Here is a 17367-nt window from a genome sequence, read left to right as displayed (position 1 = left end):
AGGAAGAGGTTATTTTAAAAACTGGTCTGCAATAAAATAACCTCCTCCCACTACCAGCAATGGCAGTGCTATTGAGATCAGTATTAAAGGCCATGCAAAAATTCTGAAATACGTATATAATTCTACCGAAGAAGGATCATCCGGATCGTAGATAACGGTCTCTGTCTCCCCTACCGACCACGCTGAAGGATTGGTACCTTCCGGCAGTTCATAAGTATATTCCATATTATTCCGGGTCTGGAAGGTAAAGAGCGGACTAAATACCGTTCCATCCGAGTCCTCGTATTCCCTCAATGAAGTAACTGTAGCTGTAGCCTTTTCAGCTTTGTTTAAGAATGAAAGAGTGCTTCTGAGGCTCAACCATGCTGCAACAAACAGGATTATTCCTGCTCCAAGGATAATATAATACTGCCACATAGCTTTTGTTTTGTTTCTGTTCATAATTTGGCATACTGGAAACAAATACACACCTATTGTATTTATTTCCAGATTGATACCCCGAATATACAAAGATTTTCATTGCATAAGCAGCTATCGGGTTTCTATCTCCACAATCTTCTTCCCTTCTTTCCCCAGATAATGAAGCACCAGCTTTTCATAAACTTTATAGCCATCATCTACATTGGTAAATATCACAATCCCTCTACCTGAATCGGGCAGTACAATGGCAATACATCTTGTTCCCTGATCTGCTCCTCCGTGAGATAAAGCATATTCGCCGTTTCCAAGATCATAAATTTCAAGACCTAGTCCGAAATATTTATTTTCTTTAACCTTCACCTGTTTTTTGATCATTTCCTGAAAGACTTCGGGTTTCAGATTTTTTCCTTTCATAATGCTGACCATAAAATTTCCGTAATCTTCTATCGTGGTATGCAGATCATCGGCAGCATTGGCTGTTTTAATTTTTTCTATCGGATAAGCATTTCCCTTTTCATTGTATCCTGTCACAAATCTTGACTCATCTGTATTCTGATCCCAGATATAGTTTGTATTACGCATTTTGAGAGGCTGAAAAATAAGTTCTTTCGCAAGCTGGTCCAGTGATTTACCAAACTTCTTTTCCAGTGCTTTCCGAAGGTATTCAAAACCTTCTCCTGAATATTGATACTTTGTGCCCGGATCAAACTGAAAGTTGAGTTTTTTGTTAGTGTTCATCCATCTCCAGTTGGGAAAACCGGTCTGATGGCTCAAGATCATTCTTGTTGTTATTTTTTTATTCCTTGCATCATTCGCAATGTCCGGATCTGTCCAGTAAGCATCTAAAGGTTCATCCAGTTTCCATTTTCCTAAGCTTACCAATCGTAAGGTTACCATTGCCGTAACTGGTTTGGTGAGAGAGGCAACATTAAAATAAGCATTGAGGGGGACTGAAATTCCTGTTTTGGTATCTCCAAAAACTTTTACCTGCTGTAGTTTTCCACCTTCGATAATTCCTAACCCCAAAGTAGGAATATTATTTTCTTTCAGCCAGCTTTGCATCGACTGATCATTATCAAACATTGTTTCATTATCAGTAGTCTGCTTCGGATGGTGATCAAAGCTCAATGAATTTTTAAGTTTCCACTCAGCATTTTCCAAAATCCACAAATGAGTAAACTTTGCTTCCCCGACTAATTTCTCAGCCTGATCCCCTATCTTTTCATAAAACAGGTGATCTCCATTCTGAATGGCAGCATATATTTTCCCATCTTTATACATGGGGTAGATCTCGGTACTTTTACCAACTAAAACTCTTTTTAATTGATAAGTTTCCGGAGACTTACACAATCCGTTTTTAAAATCAATGATGAATTTCTTTTTGTCTTCAAAGCCGCCCTTATCGTGATAAAATTCAAACCCGTCGCTTAACATGCTTTCCATCTTTCCGATGTTACAGGTGTTGTAACCTGCTGAAAAAAACAGGCTGTCTTTCGATATAATTGTTCTGTAAAGAGAGTCCGTTTTTTTTGTCTGTGCATATACTATACTCATGAACAGAATCAAAAAAGGAAGGATAAACTGTGAAGATTTTGTCATTGTTATTTTTTTGACAAAGATTCAATTTCATTTTGTTTTTCACATAAAAATGAACCCGACAAAAACCCGACAAAGCAACGATAAAAATCATAACATACTGAATTTCAACTTAAAATACAGTTTGTTTTTACGGTCAATTTCTGCAGTATTTCTTAGGATCATAAATACATTGGACAATACAATAAGGATCATAAGAATAAGCGTAAACTCTTTTCCGAGCTTTAAAAAGATACCGAGCATAAACACAATGGGTGCCATAGCTGTCCAAAACATCTGCAGTGAAATAATCTGTTTGGTGAGACTGTTTCTCTGCTTCATAATAAGCATGATCAGAAAGGGAGCCAGGATATTTAACGGAGGTACTACCACAAATAATAAGGAGGAAAGATTGATCATTTTGATTGAAGAATAATTGAGCGTTTCAGATTCTTCTGTGGCTTCTGTTTTTATCTCTTCTATTTCAGCAGAAATAGTGGTTTCTTTCTGCAATAATAAAGATTCTTCTATTTCCAAAGTCTGCGCCAAAGCTCTTAATGTATGTCCTTTAGGTTCTGTTCCGGATTCTATCCTCTGAATGGTTCTTACAGAAATTTTTGATTTTTCTGACAGCTCCTCCTGGGTCAGATTTTTTTGTTCTCTTATGGCTTTTAGTCTGGACATGTTCTAGGGTAATTCGAAAAAAAATTTGTTTTCGCTAATTTACATTTTTCCATTATTAAAAACAGAAGACCTCTTTTTTAAATTGAACAGTACTAAAATTATAATTGTTATAAGAAATAAGTATATTTTTATTTGAAAATAATCTTCTATCTTTCAGTTATTTATCAACTCCAACACCAGATCAGTTTATGGAAAATACAGTATCCAAATCCGAAATCAGGAAGAATATTGCCACTTACCTGTGTCTTACCCTGCTTTTCTGCCTCCCGGTCTATTATATGTGCATCCGTACCGGTAAACTCGGTGGCGGAATTATATCTTACGCCACTATTGTAATGTGGTGTCCGGCTATCGCAGCTCTTCTTACCTGCCGTATCCGGAAAATTCCTGTTTCTTCCCTGGGCTGGAAATGGGGCCTTACAAAATACCAGATCATCGCTTACTGTATTCCTATTCTTTACAGTCTGGTTCCTTATCTCATCATCTGGATCAGTGGGGCTGGCGGTTTTTATAACCATGAGTTTGTAGCAGAAGCTGGTAAAGGTATGGGTTGGAATCTTTCTGATGGCCAGACCATCATCCTGTATATTATTCTGATGAGCAGCTTTGGTATGGTGCGTTCTGTAGGATCAGCATTGGGTGAAGAAATAGGCTGGCGCGGTCTTCTTACTCCGCAGCTGGCTAAGATCAATTCCTATACTACGACTTCTCTTTGGATGGGTCTTATATGGTCTATCTATCATTATCCGCTTCTTCTTTTTTCTAATTATAACACGGGTGGTCCCAAATGGCTGGCTCTTTTATGTTTTACGGTGATGATATTTGCATCCTGTTTTATCTTCACCTGGTTACGGTTAAAATCCGGAAGTTTATGGACAGGTGTTATTTTACATGCCAGCCACAACCTTTTTATACAGTCTATTTTCACCCCGCTTACTGTAGATACGGGAAATACCAATTATTATATTGATGAGTTTGGTATTGCTCTGCCAATTGCGACCGCTGTTGTTGCATACTTCTTTTGGCGGAAGAGAAAGGAATTACCTGAAAAGGATAGTGAAGATACTCCCCTTTCTGCATAGCATTATTAATAAAAAAGCCAGCCTTCTGTAGAGAAGGCTGGCTTTTGGGAATATCAGTAAAATTTCGTATTTTAATCAGTAATTCAAGGCTTATTGTTTAATAAGTGTTTTCGGCACTCTCCAACAGTTTTTTGTAATCTTTTCTTTTCTGTGGAATGACGGGGTTATAAGTAATTTGTTTCTCAACCCAGCGTTCAGGCTGTAAATACTTGAGAATAAGCTCCATATCTTTATCATTAAACCCTTCATAAAATCTGTCTTTTTCTTCTTTTGGTATGGGGGTTGGTGGTGATCCATCTTTTTTACGCGGAGCATAATGTGCCCCTGTATAATCTCTTTTTTCTCCTATGAATGTTGCTTCTATTGCAGGTTTAAGTTCTATTTTCAGATCTTCTATCTGCCTTTTTGTTTTGGGTCCGGTAGTTCTTATTATTCTGCTAATTTCTTCATCAAGTTTTACCTCAATTTTTGTATTTATTTCTTTTATTTTTTCCTGAAGAAATTTGCCTGATCGTGTTGGAGGTTGACTCAACAATAGCCGTTCATATCCGGTGGCATCTCCTCTTTTTAAAGTCTTACCTCCGCCTATATCCTTCCAGGCAAGCATTCTGCCACCACTCTCACTTCCTTCTTCTTCCATATACCTTACCGTGTACCCCAGCATCGCCATCACTTCAAGATTACCACTTCTGAAGCCCAGATGCTTTACATGGGTAAAGTGTCTTTCAAAATAATCATATAGCTTAAACTGCCCAAAACGGGTATTGCCTCCCCATGCTAATAAAGATGGTGTTTTTTCATCCCAAAACTCGGTAATATTGAATACTTTGGAAGGGTGAATGGTACTTTTGACCTCATTGACAATATCATCAAATTTAGATCCTCTCTCCTTCACATAGCCTTTATCTCCGGTAATAATGATTGCATCATACATTTCTGCTACTCTATAAACAATTTGTCTGATTCCTGTATAGCTTGTATCGTGTTCTATATGAATATCTCCTCCTTTCCCACTGAAACGTGACCATAAAATAAGTAAATTGTCTCCACTGGTAGGAATTCCTTTTTGTTCCAGCCAACTTTTTATAGCCTCATCTTCATAGCCATTACTATTGACCTCCCATCTTACTTTTAGTTTATTCCGTAAGGCTGGTGAGTATTTTCTCGCGATATAATCAGTTCCATAATTCACTCTTTTGATGTATCCTCTTGGCTGAAACTCACGTGCTTTATTTTCTAATCTTCTCTTACCCGCATTATCTCCCCTTAATCTATTTACTTCAACTATATGTATTCTATCCTCTCCTATTCCGGAATCTCTATAGAATTTTTTTATAGAATCTGCTTTATCCGTGTGGTCTATGAAAGTGCCATTGCCTTTGGAAATAACAACATGAAGTTCATCATCATCAATTAAAGCCGCGGCAATTCCAAACATATCACCTGTGGCGTATCCGGGTTGGATAAGTACTTTAGGTTTAAATTCAGGTTTGGGGCCACGTGGAAGGTCTGGTCTTGGTGCTGGTCTGCGATTAGCATCATCTGTATTGGAAGCACCTGCTTTGTTTTTTTTTCTATTCCTTATCATATCGTTTAGTATTATAATACGTTAGGGAACAAATTTCAAGGTAAAGCTCCTGACAAAACAGAGGGGATCTACCCATTTTCAGAAATTCAGGGTTTACCCGTATGGGCAGATAAGGTATTTGTGTATTCACCTGTTATGATTATTAAATACACTTTATATGCTAGTCTGTTTTCCGGATTTTAATTATGTCGATATGATATTGTATAAAAATTTCACTCATAGGAGAATTCCCTTAATTTTTAAAATTCAGTTTTTTCCCTTAATGAAGATTTATTTCGATTGATGAAATTTGTATCAGACAAAAGAGATCAGCAATCTCACAATTAAGGCTTAACCAGGAAATAACAATAAGGTTGAGCTGAAGAAAAAGTCTTTGAAAGAAGATGTTTGAAAATAAAAAACAATAGTAACCCATTAAAACCAGAATATGGCAGAAACAGTAAACACCCAGACTACAGATGCAGTAACGCAGACTAATGTTACCGTACTTGGTGAGTCTCCCGCACAGGCTATGAGTATGCTTTACCAGATGGCCACCCATGCCAGTGGAATTTCCATTCAGAATTCTGTAACCAATCAGCAGAACTTGAACCAGCTCAACCCTGCGATTGTTGCAGATGCCATTAAAATTTTAAAAGGATAATTATAAAACCTTACAATCATGAGTGAAAACAACAGTGAAACCCAACAATCCCAGGCAGCCAATGCTACCACTCCGGCGGAGAAAGCTGTAGTATTTGTGAACAGTGAGGTACTGGCCCCACCTAAGGCTTCTCCAATGACCGGAGTGACAAAAGTAATGATAGAACAGTCTACAGGAATGATGGTTCAGGATTTACAGTCTTTTTTGAAAGGATTTGAGCAGGTAGGTCTTATAGCATTAAGCAGATTGGCCAATAATTTACTGACATATGGAACGACTTTCGGGCCGGCTCCGGGCAGTAAAGAAACCTCCACTCAGATGGCAGAGCATGTGCAAGGCCAGGACGCAGGAAAAGGAAATGAAATGATGAAAGACTTATTCAAAATGGTAAGTGAATATGCTGAAGTAAAAGCTAAAATTTCCAATACTATTTATAATGTCAACACGCTTCCTGTCTCAGAAGTCCTTCCTTCTCCCCCATCCTATACGGAAGTAATCCCTGAGACTGAAGATCCTGAAAAAAAAAACGAGTAGATCCGGTTCCGGAAGAAGTCTCATCAGAAAAGGAAGGCATGAGAAAAAGCTTTATCACGGCTGATCATGGGGGAAAATTAGTATTAAAGTCAGTAAAACTGACACAGCCACTCATAAAACCAGAGATTAAAGAAGCAGTAATTCCTTCAGTAGAACCTGAAGTGAACCGAAAGAAAAAAACAATAATAAACCAACTCCTTGAAAAAATTAAAATAAATAAAAGATGAATTATTCTTCAACAACCAAACCCGCCAAGATTTTAAATCTGGAAAATTTAAATGATTTAAATGAACGACTTTACCTGACCCGAAGCAGTGATATTTCTTATTTTGACACGAGAAGTGTTGATGTGAAAAAGACGGAACATAATGCAGAGCGAGTTATATTTAATCTTCAGACCTCAAACATTAATATTCAGCCTGCCATAAGACTGGTGAACTGCATCAACAGAGGAAATAAAAGATATAATCATTTCCAGTGTTTTGTAGTGGAACCTATAGATAGATCAACGGGAATTGCCGTCATCATGGTCAAGCTGGATGATCCGAAAGCTTTTTATTGTAATGTGAGAATTTTACCATTTACCACCTTAAGTGAAATTGCAGTTTCAGATCTTGATTCAAAACTTCTTACGATTAATCTTGAAAAGGCAAAATGGATTCTCAAAACAGATATCACGATTACGCCATCTGATACGGGAGAAGCTCAGTATTCGGTACATGATGTGGATGTAGCTGCTATTGCCGAACTGGTAAGCCAGGAAGAAATAATTGAATTAAAAAGAGAACTGGAATTCCAGGCTTCTAAACTGATTGCGCATTATTTCCAGGAAATTCTGAGTATTGTAGTGAATGAAAACCCTCCAAACAACGGCAGGCTTCCCGTAATTCCGGATGATTATATCCTTACCCTTCCTCCTAATCAGTTAAAAGAAATGTTGTCAGCCAGTGCTGTTTCAGCGTGTATTGCATTGGAAATTACAGGATATAATGTAGTAAAAGATATCAACCGGGACTGGAGGGCTGCAGCAGCATTCATTAATTATCTGCTGTAAGTAGGTGCTCACTATTCCCAACACTCTAAAACAATACTTATGCGAAGAAGAATCCGCAAAAAGGCCCCCGCACACAAACCTCCGGTACCTGTAACGGAACCTGAAATCGTTGAAAAAGAAATCATGCCCTTTGTTTTAAGACATGAAGATGAAATCATTACTTATATCAAGGATAAAGCCATCAAAGAGACCATGAAATCGCTGGCTCCTCTGCTGGAAAAGCTGGAAGAAGCTGTAAAACAGCAAGAAGTTCCTCCCCAGGTACAGGCTGCAACACCAGCTCAGACGGATCCTCCTATGATGAACTATGAAGAACAATTGAAAAGACTTCAGGAGGCATCCACTGCAAAGGTAAAAGAGAAGGAGCTTAAAATAATGGACCGAATGAATAAACTGAATGCCCGGTTTGGCAATATCCGTCCATAAAAACATCAACACCAACAGATATTATGAACGAAATTGATACTATAATTATGGGAATGTCTACCGCTGTACCTAATGCTATTTCAACACAGGTAAGTGCGCATTCTACGGGTGCAATGCAGATCAATTCTGCCTTGAACCAACAACGAAATAACATGACTGCCATCAGCAACTATGTCATGGGAGTAAAAAAAATGGGATCCGGAAAACTGAAACACAAAGAATCAGGACTATTTAGAAAAGGACGTTTTTAATTCCGGTTTCACCACCACGGATGCGGTTTATTTTCTCTGCAAAGATGAAATCCGGTGCCCTCAATATATACAATCTCAGGTCAACATTTATTTTGCACCGTTTTTCAGATGCTGTCTATGTGCAGAAGCAATTATTCAGAATCCATCTTTAGCCCAAAAGAATCCAGCATAGCCAGTATACCTGCAGCAGATATTTATTTTTAAGACAGATATTAAAAATAAAAACCGCATCCTTTTTATCAGGAAATATGCTTTACACTCACACAGATTTTACAGATAGGGTCTCAACCATTGTATTCAGAGCCACCTTCAGATCCAATCACTTATAACCTGTCAATACCAATGCTTTTGAAATGTATTCATCTGCAGGATCTGTAGTGAGTTTAAAATAAAACAGAAAACTAGTTTACCTCAATAATTATTAACCGAGATCAGATCTCAAAAAAACAATTACAATTATGCCAGTTAATGAACAAATCACAGACGCAGTAACGCAATCGAACGTGAAAGTAGTAGGAGAATCTCCTGCAATGGCTTTAGCCAATGTGTATCAGTCAGCAGCACATTCTACAGGAATTATGTTTGAAAATGCTGTAAATGCACAAAACCAACAAAACATTTTAGGCCAGGCAGCCACCACTCAGGGTATTCTGCAGATCTACAGCCTGGATACGGTAGCAGATGCGGTTTCTATCGCTAAGATTCTTAAGCCGTAATTTTTAAACTTTTTGAGAAAAAGTCATTATCTCAGCCGGAAAATCCGGTCGTTTTTTAACCTAATAAACAATAATCATTATGCCAGTTAACGAACAAATCACAGATGCAGTAACGCAGTCGAACGTAAAGGTAGTAGCAGAATCTCCTGCAATGGCTTTAAGTAACGTATACCAGACCGCAGCACATTCTACGGGAATCATGTTTGAAAATGCGATGACAAACCAAAATCAGCACAATATTGTAACGCAGGCCGCTACTACACAGGGTATCTCTCAAATCTACAGTAAAGATACTATTGCAGATGCTATCTCAATTGCTAAAATTCTTAAACCTTAATCCATTCTTGCAAATCGCAGAATATAACCATTTTCAGGACCGGAATACCCGGTTATTTTAACCAAAATAAACAATAATCATTATGCCAGTAAACGAAAAAATCACAGACGCAGTAACACAATCGAACGTAAAAGTAGTAGCAGAATCTCCTGCAATGGCTTTAGCTAACGTGTATCAATCTGCTGCACATTCTACAGGAATCATGTTTGAAAATGCAGTGAATACACAAAACCAACAGAATATTGTCTCTCAGGCAGCTACTACACAGGGTATCACTCAGATCTACAGTCTGGATACCATTGCTGATGCTGTTTCTATGGCTAAAATTCTTAATCCGTAATTCATTTTTGCGAACAGCTTAAATTCCTTCCGAACAACCGGAAAATCCGGTTGTTTTTAATCAAAATAAACAATAATCATTATGCCAGTTAACGAACAAATCACAGACGCAGTAACACAGTCGAACGTAAAGGTAGTAGCAGAATCTCCTGCAGTAGCTTTAAGCAACGTATACCAGACTGCAGCTCATTCCACAGGAATTATGTTTGAAAATGCGGTGAGCGCACAAAACCAACAGAACGTTGTCACTCAGGCAGCTACTACACAGGGTATCGCACAGATCTACAGTCTGGATACCATTGCGGACGCTGTTTCTATGGCTAAAATCCTTACTCCGTAATTCACCTTGCGAAAAGCTTAAATACCATTATCCGAGCAACCGGAAAAGCCGGTTGTTTTTTAACCCAAATAAACAATAATCATTATGCCAGTAAACGAACAAATCACAGACGCAGTAACACAATCGAACGTAAAAGTAGTAGCAGAATCTCCTGCAATGGCTTTAAGTAACGTATATCAGTCCGCTGCACATTCTACAGGAATCATGTTTGAAAATGCAGTGAATGCACAAAATCAACAGAACATTTTAGGTCAGGCAGCTACCACTCAGGGTATTCTGCAGATCTATAGCCTGGACACTGTAGCAGATGCGGTTTCTATTGCTAAAGTATTGAATCCTAAATTATAGTGTATTTTTAGATTTCTTGTTATCAGGGAGTACAGTTATGTGCTCCCTGATTCTTTTTTAGATAAAATTATTTATCAAATAATACGATTTCGTTTGGGTCTATAACCTGATTTTGCACTGCGTAAATCACAAGTCCTGCCATATTTTTCACTCCTGTTTTAATCATCAGGTTGGTTTTATGGGTTTCTACCGTTTTGGGAGAAATAAAAAGAGAATCTGCAATTTCCTTAGTACTCATCTGCTGGCAGACCAATCGCAGCACATCAACTTCTCTGTCGGTAAGCTCATTCTTAGAAAAGGCATGAAACTCCGGAAGTTTATTGGAAAGCTGGCTTCTCATGACATCAATCTGATCATTGGAAAAATAATGTCCTGTGTGGTGAACGGTTTTGATAATGGCTAATAATTCTTCTAATTCAATTTCTTTGGGCAAAAAAGCATGGGCTCCCATTTTCAGCATCTGCCCCATGAACGAACGGCGATAAAAACTGGAAAGAACAATAATTTTTGTTTCAGTTTCTCTTTTAGCCAGTTCAGACATTACTTCAAGACCATCACCATTTGTCATTCTCAGATCCAGAATAAGAATGTCTAAAGATCCGGAATCCTCAGTAAGAAACTGATAACCGCCTGTAGAGGTCAATGTAACCTGATAGTCTCCATTATTATCAATATAATTTTTCAAAAGCTGTACAAACAGCAGGTCGTCATCTACAATTCCGATTTTAATTTTCGTATGTTCCATGTTTATTTTTATTGTATTGCCATACAGGCTATGAATTTTGTGCCTTTTTCAGGCTGTGTTTTAAGTTTATAAATGGCTTTAATTTTTTGTGCTCTTGACTGAATATTCCTAAACCCAATGCCTCCAGAGTGCGTTTCTACGATAAAACCCCGTCCGTTATCTTCTATCGTTAGCATCAGATAGTTCAGAGAGATTCTCAGCGACACATCTACTCTGGTGGCTTCAGCATGTTTCAAAATATTGGTGACCAGTTCCTGAACAATTCTGAAAAGGTTCAGTTTTACCGGGCTGCTGATCGGGGTTCTTATCGTAATATGACGGAAAATAACCTCTATATTTTTATTAACCTGTGCAAGATAATCTGCAATCAAATCTGCCAGTTCAACCTCATCGAGGTCCGGCGGTGTAAGATTATGGGATAATTCCCTTATCAACTGCATGGATTTTTTCAGATCGCGATTAAGCTCTTCGGGATTTTTATCCGTAAGGTTTAAACGGATGAGATTCAACTGTGAGATAATATTATCATGAAGTTCTTCTGCCAGACGTTCCCTGTCCTGCTCCTGTAAAAGCAATGTATTCTCCCAATATTCTTTTTGGGTATTCCGGACCAGCTGAGAGACTTTCTGTTTATTTTTCTTTATACTTTTCAAATAATTAATGACCAATAACGTAATGAATAACGTTGTTAAAAAAAATAGTCCAATACCGATCCATATCCATAGAACTATCTGATCCTGATTTTCCCAACGCCACATCCCAGATTAATAAAAGCAATATAAAAAGACAATAGCAAAATGCCTCTAAAAAGCCAGACAGGAGCTACCCAGCTCAGATGATTGCTGATTAAAAAATTAAAGGTAGTGGATATGATACATTCAACAGAAAAAAACAGGAAAACAATGATGTTCACAATAAACATATCCCTATCTGCCCTACCTTCCCTGATAATCTTCATAAAATAAGAGGCTGCATAGCTACAAATAATAATACTGGTAATAATATTGGAATAAAAAGTAGCCTGTGTATCATTTTGCACATACAACACATTAGTCATCAGTGCCAATATTGCATATCCATAGATCGTCCATTTTAACTCACGGGAAAGCTGGATATAATAATTGCTATAGATGACGGTAAGGATCATCAAACCAAAAAACTGGCTCAGTATATAATTGTAGGTATTGAGTGTATTTAATTTCATCAGCCGGTCCGTTAAGTCCGTCAGCTCCAGCATAAACTCTCCTGAAAGAAGCACAATCACAGGAAGTTTTGTTTTTATCCCATCTTTTACCAATACAATCAGCCCGGTACACAAGACCAGGTTAATAATAATTTGTAAATACAGGGATAAACTGTTATACGAAAACACTGGTGCTCTGCTTCAAAAGTTGATAATCATTAAGAGTATCAACGGTAAAAGGAGGTCTTGGAGTAGAATAATTTTCTGCGGTCTCACTCATATGATTAATCGCAAGGCTTTTCACGGTAATAATTTCGATATGATAAGGAAAATCCGGATCTTTTTTCTCCAGATCATCAGTAAGTCCAAAAAAACTGGTACAGGTTTGCCCTCCTGTAATTCCCATTTTATCATAATCTGAAAACGGAATGGAAATCAGCTGAAAAATATCTTCTGTTTTCTGAGCCTGTATCCATGAAGTACCGAACATATTCCATCTGAAATTTCGGTTAATGGCCGATTCAGCTGTGATTGGAGGCGGGATCACTTCTTCGTCATTGCTGCTCTCCATCTTCTCCTCAGTAAATTTGCTTGAAAATTCTTTAATAATGATGTTACTAAAATCAGCATCCTTATCACTTTTAGAATCAATCAGGAAAAATTTCAATTGTTCCTCATGAATACCTACATATGCATGAATACTTTTCAGTTCTTCCGTTCCAAGGTTTCTTTTCCATTGTTCTATTTCTTCCCCCGAAACACTGAAATGAGTTCCCTGATTTAAAAATATCAAAATTTCTGCCCCATTTATGCTAATTCCATTTTTATAAGAATCAATAAGATTTTTCCATTTTCTGATGGCTTCAAAGATGTTTTCAGTAGTCATGATAATATTTATTTGTGAATGATAATTATTTTATGTGTTGAAATTTACAAAAAAAACAGACTGGTATTTATTTTAAATCACATTCAAGTGGAAAATAAAATTGAATTGAGTGAAAATTACTATTTCTTCAATTTTTTATCATATCAGATTAGCTACAGTATGTATCTTTGTACCGGAAATATTCGCATTTAAATAACAACTACCAATGATTCCATTTCACGAACTTATTTTTTTCATCCTGGCCGCACTCATCTTAGTTATCAGTCCCGGTCCTAATATGATTTACCTGATTTCAAAATCTATAACACAGGGGAAAAAGTCCGGGTTTATTTCCCTGGCTGGAGTGGTGTGTGGATTTTTATTCCACATTATCATGGTATCTTTTGGCCTGACCGCTGTTTTACTAGCCGTTCCATTGGCTTATACCGTTCTTAAAGCCATGGGAACTGTCTATCTCTTATATCTGGCCTATCAGGCAATAAAACCAAAGAGCAGAAATATTTTTGATGTTGACAGGAATGCTGCTCATGACAGTCCTAAAAAGCTCTTTACCATTGGCTTTTTAACGAATGTATTAAATCCGAAAGTGGCCGTCTTTTATCTGTCTTTCTTTCCTCAGTTCATCAAACCTGAGTATGGTTCCGTCTTCACGCAGAGTCTTGAACTTGGCGTTATTCAGGTTCTGATCAGCTTCAGCATTAACTTTATCATTGTATTAACAGCGGCGAGAGTTGCCCTGTTCTTTTCCAATAATCCGGTCTGGATCAAGGTTCAGAAATGGTTTATGGCCAGTGTATTGACTTATCTGGCTATAAAAATGGCTTTTTCAAAAGCAAAATAAAATCCGGAACAGTTTTCTTTCTGTTCCGAATTCCGGGGTATATTCATATAAAATCTGATCTAAAGAAAACATTATCATTATTCACCGCGAATTTGAGATTAATATTCCAGATGTAAAACCGTGAAAATACGTAATTTTACGGTTACGTATTTATCCTCATCACAACAGGTTTACAGATGAAACAGACCATTCCGACTTATGATTTAAACGGTATTTCCCACCACAGATTCCATGTCAAAAGAATGGATAAGCGTACTCAGGATGCTGAAGATATTCTTTTGGACAAAGGAATACACCGAGACAGTCATTACATTTTCACGTGCATGGAAAGCGGTCATGTAAGAATGATGGTAGATTTTAAAACAATTGAAGCAAAAGATTCCACTCTTTTCTGTGTATTGCCAGGACAGGTACATCAGGGCCTTTTAATGAAAGACGTTTGCGGATGGTTTGTAGCTGTTAAAGCAGAACTTGTCCCCGATATGGTACGTTCTTTTTTTGATGAATCTCTGGGGGAAATACAACCATTGTCTCTGGATAAAAGTCTCGTCAAAAAAATAAATACAACAGCCAGCATGCTTCATGCCTCTTATACGAATGAGATGCTTTCCACCAAAGAAGGGTCGCTTGTTGTACAATCACTGCTTAATGCATTTCTGGGAATGTTTGTCATGATCTATTCCCAAAAGAATGTATCTCCTGCTTCCAGCGAAAACCGGGCTTTACAACTGTCAAGAATATTCAAAACTTTGGTTCGGAAGAAATATAAAACCTCGAAAAGTCCATCTGAATATGCAGAGATTTTAAATATTACAAGAGGATATTTAACGGAGGCAGTCCGAGAAGTAACCGGGAAGCCTGCACAACACTGGATTCATCAGGAAATTTTAATTGAAGCTAAAAGATTACTGGTCTTTACCAACCTAAGTGTAAAAGAAATCGCTTATGAATTGGGATATAGTGACCACACTTATTTCAGCCGATTATTCTCTAAGCTGGAAGACCAATCGCCATCGGAATTCCGGGACCTGCATAAAAACAAACACTAACCACGAATAGTCCAATTATTCCCCCGAAACAGCTATCGGTATTTTCTGATTTTGCAACGTCCTTTGCAATAAAAATGATTTATGCCGAGCTTACCAAAATGGATCAATGACACTGTAGAAAATGTCTGGTCCTCAAAATTTAAAGACTGTACGGTTATCCATATAGAAAAAATCACGAATGACCTTCGTCTTATACGTTTTCAAACAGATTTACAGGATGTTTCTTACGAACCTGCATATGCAATTGGGATAAGAATCAACAGCCGCGATTTCCGGAATTATTCTCCCTTCAACTTCAACCAGGAAGCAGGGACTTTTGATGTTTTATTTCACCTGCATGATTCATCTGCTGCAGGAAGCCATTTTGTAACCCAGCTTTCTGCCGGAGATTCCATAAAACTTTTAATGCCAAGAGGAAAACAATTCTTTGCTCCCAATGCAAAAATTCATTTTTCTGTAGGTGACGAAACTTCACTGGGAAGTTCTCTTTCGATCAAAAAAGCCGTGGAGGAAAATGGTTCTTTATTCATCTGTCTTCATGAGCTGGAAGAATACTCTGCTCTTGAAAAACTGAATTTGTATGGCTATCACAGCCCTAAAAACAATACCATGAGAATGATTGAAGCATTGAATGACTTTTTGAGGGAAGAAAAAGAAACTATCTACAATGATGATGCTGTTTTCTACCTCACCGGAAACGGAGGAAGAATGTCTCTGATCAGGAAATTTCTTAAAGCCAGAGGTGTTTCTCCCAAATGTATAAAATCACAGGCATACTGGATTGAAGGGAAAAAGGGATTGTAAAAACATTTATAAAATTCTATACTTTTAAGCCTTCTTATAGATTAATATTATGAAATAAAGCACGATAGTATACACTATTGTGCTTTTCTTATATAACCCCTATCATGTAAAGTGAGTACTGGTATATATTCTGAATTTCCCTGTCTATGATATCATTACGGTTTTCCGTAAGGATTGTCAATATGATGTATTTACTTTTACCACATCAGAAAGTTTAAAATCTTTCTAAAAAAGACAAAACTTCGAATATACAAAAATAACTTAAACAGATTGTATGGCAATTAATTTACAAAAAGGTCAAAAAATTACTATCGGATTAAATAATATGACCATTGGCCTGGGCTGGGATCCTAATGAAGGAACCGGTTATGAATTTGATTTAGATGCTTCTGCTTTTATGATCAATGAAGAGAGACTTATTCCTTCAGACCCTTTTTTCATTTTTTACGGAAATACAGAGTCTCCGGACGGAGCATTAGTACATACAGGTGATGATCCGGATGGAAAATCAAGTGATGGTGATGATGATGAATCTATAATAGTTAATCTTTCAAAAATTGATCCTCGTATTACTGAGATATTATTTGTTGTAACGATTCATGAAGCTGATATAAGAAAACAGAACTACGGGCAGGTACGCAACTCATACATCAGGATTGTAGACAATTCTACCGGACAGGAAATAGCCAAATATGAACTGGGTGAAGACTTTTCTATTGAGACCGCTATCGAATTCGGCCGTCTTTACAAAAAGAATGAGCAGTGGAAATTTGAAGCTTCCGGTATCGGATACAGAGAAGACCTTGCCTTTTTTCTATCAAAATACTATAAAGGAAACATTATAAAATAAAAAACCATGTCTATTAATCTACAAAAAATTACAATTGAAAAAAAAGGGGATACCCATTCTATTGATCTTACCAAACCTGAAATTTCTCAAAAGGAAATCATTATTAATCTCAACTGGTCTCAACCTCAGCAAAAAAAAGGTTTTTTCTCAAGTCTATTAGGAGGAAACAACAGCATTGATCTGGATTTGGGATGCTTTTATGAACTAAACAATGGACAGAAAGATTGTATTGATGGATTACAGTTTGCCAATGGCAAAGGAGGTTCAAAAGATAAGCTTACCAGGCAGGGAAGATATAGTGATCTGCCTTTTATCTGGCATACCGGAGATGACCGTGGTGCTAATGCCGGATCAGGCGAAAATATACTTGTAAACCCTATTGGTATTAATAGCCTGAAAAGAATTGTGATCTATTGTTTTATTTATGATGGTGTTGCCAGATGGAATGAAACGAATGGGATCATCAATATAAAAGTTTCAGGAAATCCTGATATAGAGGTTGAAATGGGTAAACAAAATGACTCAAGAAAATTTTGTGCTATTGCGGAAATCCTTTTTTCTCCCCATTCTATGCAGGTAAAAAAACTGGTAACCTTTCATAATTCTCATGCAGACTGCGATAAAACATACCGTTGGGGAATGAAATGGGCTCCTGGATCTAAATAATAATCA

General features: G+C 37.3%; 25 protein-coding genes. 17 read left to right on the top strand and 8 right to left on the bottom strand.

Annotated elements, in window-relative coordinates; translation table 11 throughout:
• Positions 1-9 precede the first annotated feature (9 nt).
• From SFA27_RS06995 to SFA27_RS06985, 3 genes are all read right to left on the bottom strand, one after another.
• Positions 10-441, bottom strand: a complete 432-nt coding sequence (locus SFA27_RS06995) for a DUF3592 domain-containing protein (protein WP_407297223.1) — start codon at positions 439-441, stop codon at positions 10-12.
• A gap of 90 nt (positions 442-531) precedes the next feature.
• Complete coding sequence (locus SFA27_RS06990; protein WP_407297221.1) at positions 532-2019, bottom strand: serine hydrolase; 1488 nt, start codon at positions 2017-2019, stop codon at positions 532-534.
• 87 nt (positions 2020-2106) lie between these two features.
• Entirely contained in the window at positions 2107-2679 is a 573-nt protein-coding gene (locus tag SFA27_RS06985) for a helix-turn-helix domain-containing protein (protein WP_047378375.1), read from the bottom strand.
• A gap of 188 nt (positions 2680-2867) precedes the next feature.
• On the opposite strand from SFA27_RS06985, the gene SFA27_RS06980 reads away from it, so the two are divergent.
• A complete protein-coding gene (locus SFA27_RS06980; RefSeq protein WP_407297219.1) occupies positions 2868-3761 on the top strand; it encodes a CPBP family intramembrane glutamic endopeptidase in 894 nt (297 codons plus the stop codon).
• A 97-nt stretch (positions 3762-3858) separates the two neighbouring features.
• Here SFA27_RS06980 and SFA27_RS06975 read toward each other — a convergent pair whose 3' ends face one another.
• Positions 3859-5349, bottom strand: coding sequence for a hypothetical protein (locus SFA27_RS06975; protein WP_407297217.1), 1491 nt, complete (start codon positions 5347-5349; stop codon positions 3859-3861).
• A gap of 427 nt (positions 5350-5776) precedes the next feature.
• On the opposite strand from SFA27_RS06975, the gene SFA27_RS06970 reads away from it, so the two are divergent.
• The 11 genes from SFA27_RS06970 (at position 5777) to SFA27_RS06920 (ending at position 10337) form a co-directional block, all read left to right on the top strand.
• On the top strand, positions 5777-5992 hold the full coding sequence (locus SFA27_RS06970; protein ID WP_034697211.1) for a RebB family R body protein: 216 nt from the start codon (positions 5777-5779) through the stop codon (positions 5990-5992).
• Between the two features lie 18 nt (positions 5993-6010).
• Positions 6011-6526, top strand: coding sequence for a hypothetical protein (locus tag SFA27_RS06965; protein WP_407297215.1), 516 nt, complete (start codon positions 6011-6013; stop codon positions 6524-6526).
• Positions 6527-6564: 38 nt separating this feature from the next.
• Positions 6565-6753 carry a hypothetical protein gene (locus SFA27_RS06960; RefSeq protein WP_047378379.1) on the top strand — a complete coding sequence of 63 codons (189 nt, stop codon included), beginning with the start codon at positions 6565-6567 and terminating at the stop codon, positions 6751-6753.
• A complete protein-coding gene (locus SFA27_RS06955) occupies positions 6750-7580 on the top strand; it encodes a hypothetical protein (RefSeq protein ID WP_407297213.1) in 831 nt (276 codons plus the stop codon). Before SFA27_RS06960 ends, SFA27_RS06955 begins: the two co-directional genes overlap by 4 nt.
• A 39-nt stretch (positions 7581-7619) precedes the next feature.
• On the top strand, positions 7620-8006 hold the full coding sequence (locus SFA27_RS06950) for a hypothetical protein (protein WP_407297211.1): 387 nt from the start codon (positions 7620-7622) through the stop codon (positions 8004-8006).
• A gap of 23 nt (positions 8007-8029) precedes the next feature.
• Positions 8030-8257 carry a RebB family R body protein gene (locus SFA27_RS06945; RefSeq protein ID WP_223599390.1) on the top strand — a complete coding sequence of 76 codons (228 nt, stop codon included), beginning with the start codon at positions 8030-8032 and terminating at the stop codon, positions 8255-8257.
• A 458-nt stretch (positions 8258-8715) separates the two neighbouring features.
• Positions 8716-8973, top strand: a complete 258-nt coding sequence (locus SFA27_RS06940; protein WP_047378383.1) for a RebB family R body protein — start codon at positions 8716-8718, stop codon at positions 8971-8973.
• Positions 8974-9052: 79 nt separating this feature from the next.
• Entirely contained in the window at positions 9053-9310 is a 258-nt protein-coding gene (locus SFA27_RS06935) for a RebB family R body protein (protein ID WP_047378384.1), read from the top strand.
• 82 nt (positions 9311-9392) lie between these two features.
• Positions 9393-9650: a RebB family R body protein gene (locus SFA27_RS06930; protein WP_047378385.1), complete on the top strand. Its 258-nt coding sequence runs from the start codon at positions 9393-9395 to the stop codon at positions 9648-9650.
• Positions 9651-9731: 81 nt separating this feature from the next.
• The gene (locus SFA27_RS06925) at positions 9732-9989 is read left to right on the top strand and encodes a RebB family R body protein (RefSeq protein ID WP_047378386.1); all 258 of its coding nucleotides are present in this window, start codon (positions 9732-9734) and stop codon (positions 9987-9989) included.
• An 84-nt stretch (positions 9990-10073) separates the two neighbouring features.
• The gene (locus tag SFA27_RS06920; RefSeq protein WP_047378387.1) at positions 10074-10337 is read left to right on the top strand and encodes a RebB family R body protein; all 264 of its coding nucleotides are present in this window, start codon (positions 10074-10076) and stop codon (positions 10335-10337) included.
• Positions 10338-10404: 67 nt separating this feature from the next.
• On the opposite strand, the gene SFA27_RS06915 is transcribed toward SFA27_RS06920, so the two are convergent.
• The 4 genes from SFA27_RS06915 to SFA27_RS06900 form a co-directional block, all read right to left on the bottom strand.
• Complete coding sequence (locus SFA27_RS06915) at positions 10405-11082, bottom strand: response regulator transcription factor (RefSeq protein ID WP_047378388.1); 678 nt, start codon at positions 11080-11082, stop codon at positions 10405-10407.
• An 8-nt stretch (positions 11083-11090) separates the two neighbouring features.
• Positions 11091-11735: a sensor histidine kinase gene (locus tag SFA27_RS06910; RefSeq protein WP_185097858.1), complete on the bottom strand. Its 645-nt coding sequence runs from the start codon at positions 11733-11735 to the stop codon at positions 11091-11093.
• A gap of 74 nt (positions 11736-11809) precedes the next feature.
• Positions 11810-12454: a hypothetical protein gene (locus SFA27_RS06905; RefSeq protein ID WP_156118470.1), complete on the bottom strand. Its 645-nt coding sequence runs from the start codon at positions 12452-12454 to the stop codon at positions 11810-11812.
• Complete coding sequence (locus SFA27_RS06900) at positions 12441-13151, bottom strand: hypothetical protein (RefSeq protein ID WP_047378392.1); 711 nt, start codon at positions 13149-13151, stop codon at positions 12441-12443. Before SFA27_RS06900 ends, SFA27_RS06905 begins: the two co-directional genes overlap by 14 nt.
• Positions 13152-13356: 205 nt before the next feature.
• Between SFA27_RS06900 and SFA27_RS06895 the strand changes: the two genes are divergently transcribed.
• The 5 genes from SFA27_RS06895 (at position 13357) to SFA27_RS06875 (ending at position 17361) form a co-directional block, all read left to right on the top strand.
• Positions 13357-13992 carry a LysE family translocator gene (locus tag SFA27_RS06895; RefSeq protein ID WP_047378393.1) on the top strand — a complete coding sequence of 212 codons (636 nt, stop codon included), beginning with the start codon at positions 13357-13359 and terminating at the stop codon, positions 13990-13992.
• A 176-nt stretch (positions 13993-14168) separates the two neighbouring features.
• A complete protein-coding gene (locus tag SFA27_RS06890) occupies positions 14169-15041 on the top strand; it encodes a helix-turn-helix domain-containing protein (protein ID WP_047378394.1) in 873 nt (290 codons plus the stop codon).
• Positions 15042-15122: 81 nt separating this feature from the next.
• A complete protein-coding gene (locus SFA27_RS06885; RefSeq protein WP_407297206.1) occupies positions 15123-15845 on the top strand; it encodes an FAD-binding oxidoreductase in 723 nt (240 codons plus the stop codon).
• A 274-nt stretch (positions 15846-16119) separates the two neighbouring features.
• Positions 16120-16695: a TerD family protein gene (locus SFA27_RS06880; RefSeq protein WP_047378396.1), complete on the top strand. Its 576-nt coding sequence runs from the start codon at positions 16120-16122 to the stop codon at positions 16693-16695.
• Positions 16696-16701: 6 nt separating this feature from the next.
• Positions 16702-17361, top strand: coding sequence for a hypothetical protein (locus SFA27_RS06875; RefSeq protein WP_407297204.1), 660 nt, complete (start codon positions 16702-16704; stop codon positions 17359-17361).
• The last annotated feature ends 6 nt before the right edge of the window (positions 17362-17367 follow it).

This window comes from Chryseobacterium sp. HR92, from assembly GCF_045689405.1.
Classification (GTDB): domain Bacteria; phylum Bacteroidota; class Bacteroidia; order Flavobacteriales; family Weeksellaceae; genus Chryseobacterium; species Chryseobacterium viscerum_A.
Note: the sequence above shows the minus strand (reverse complement) of the source record. Positions and strands in the feature narration are given on the sequence as shown.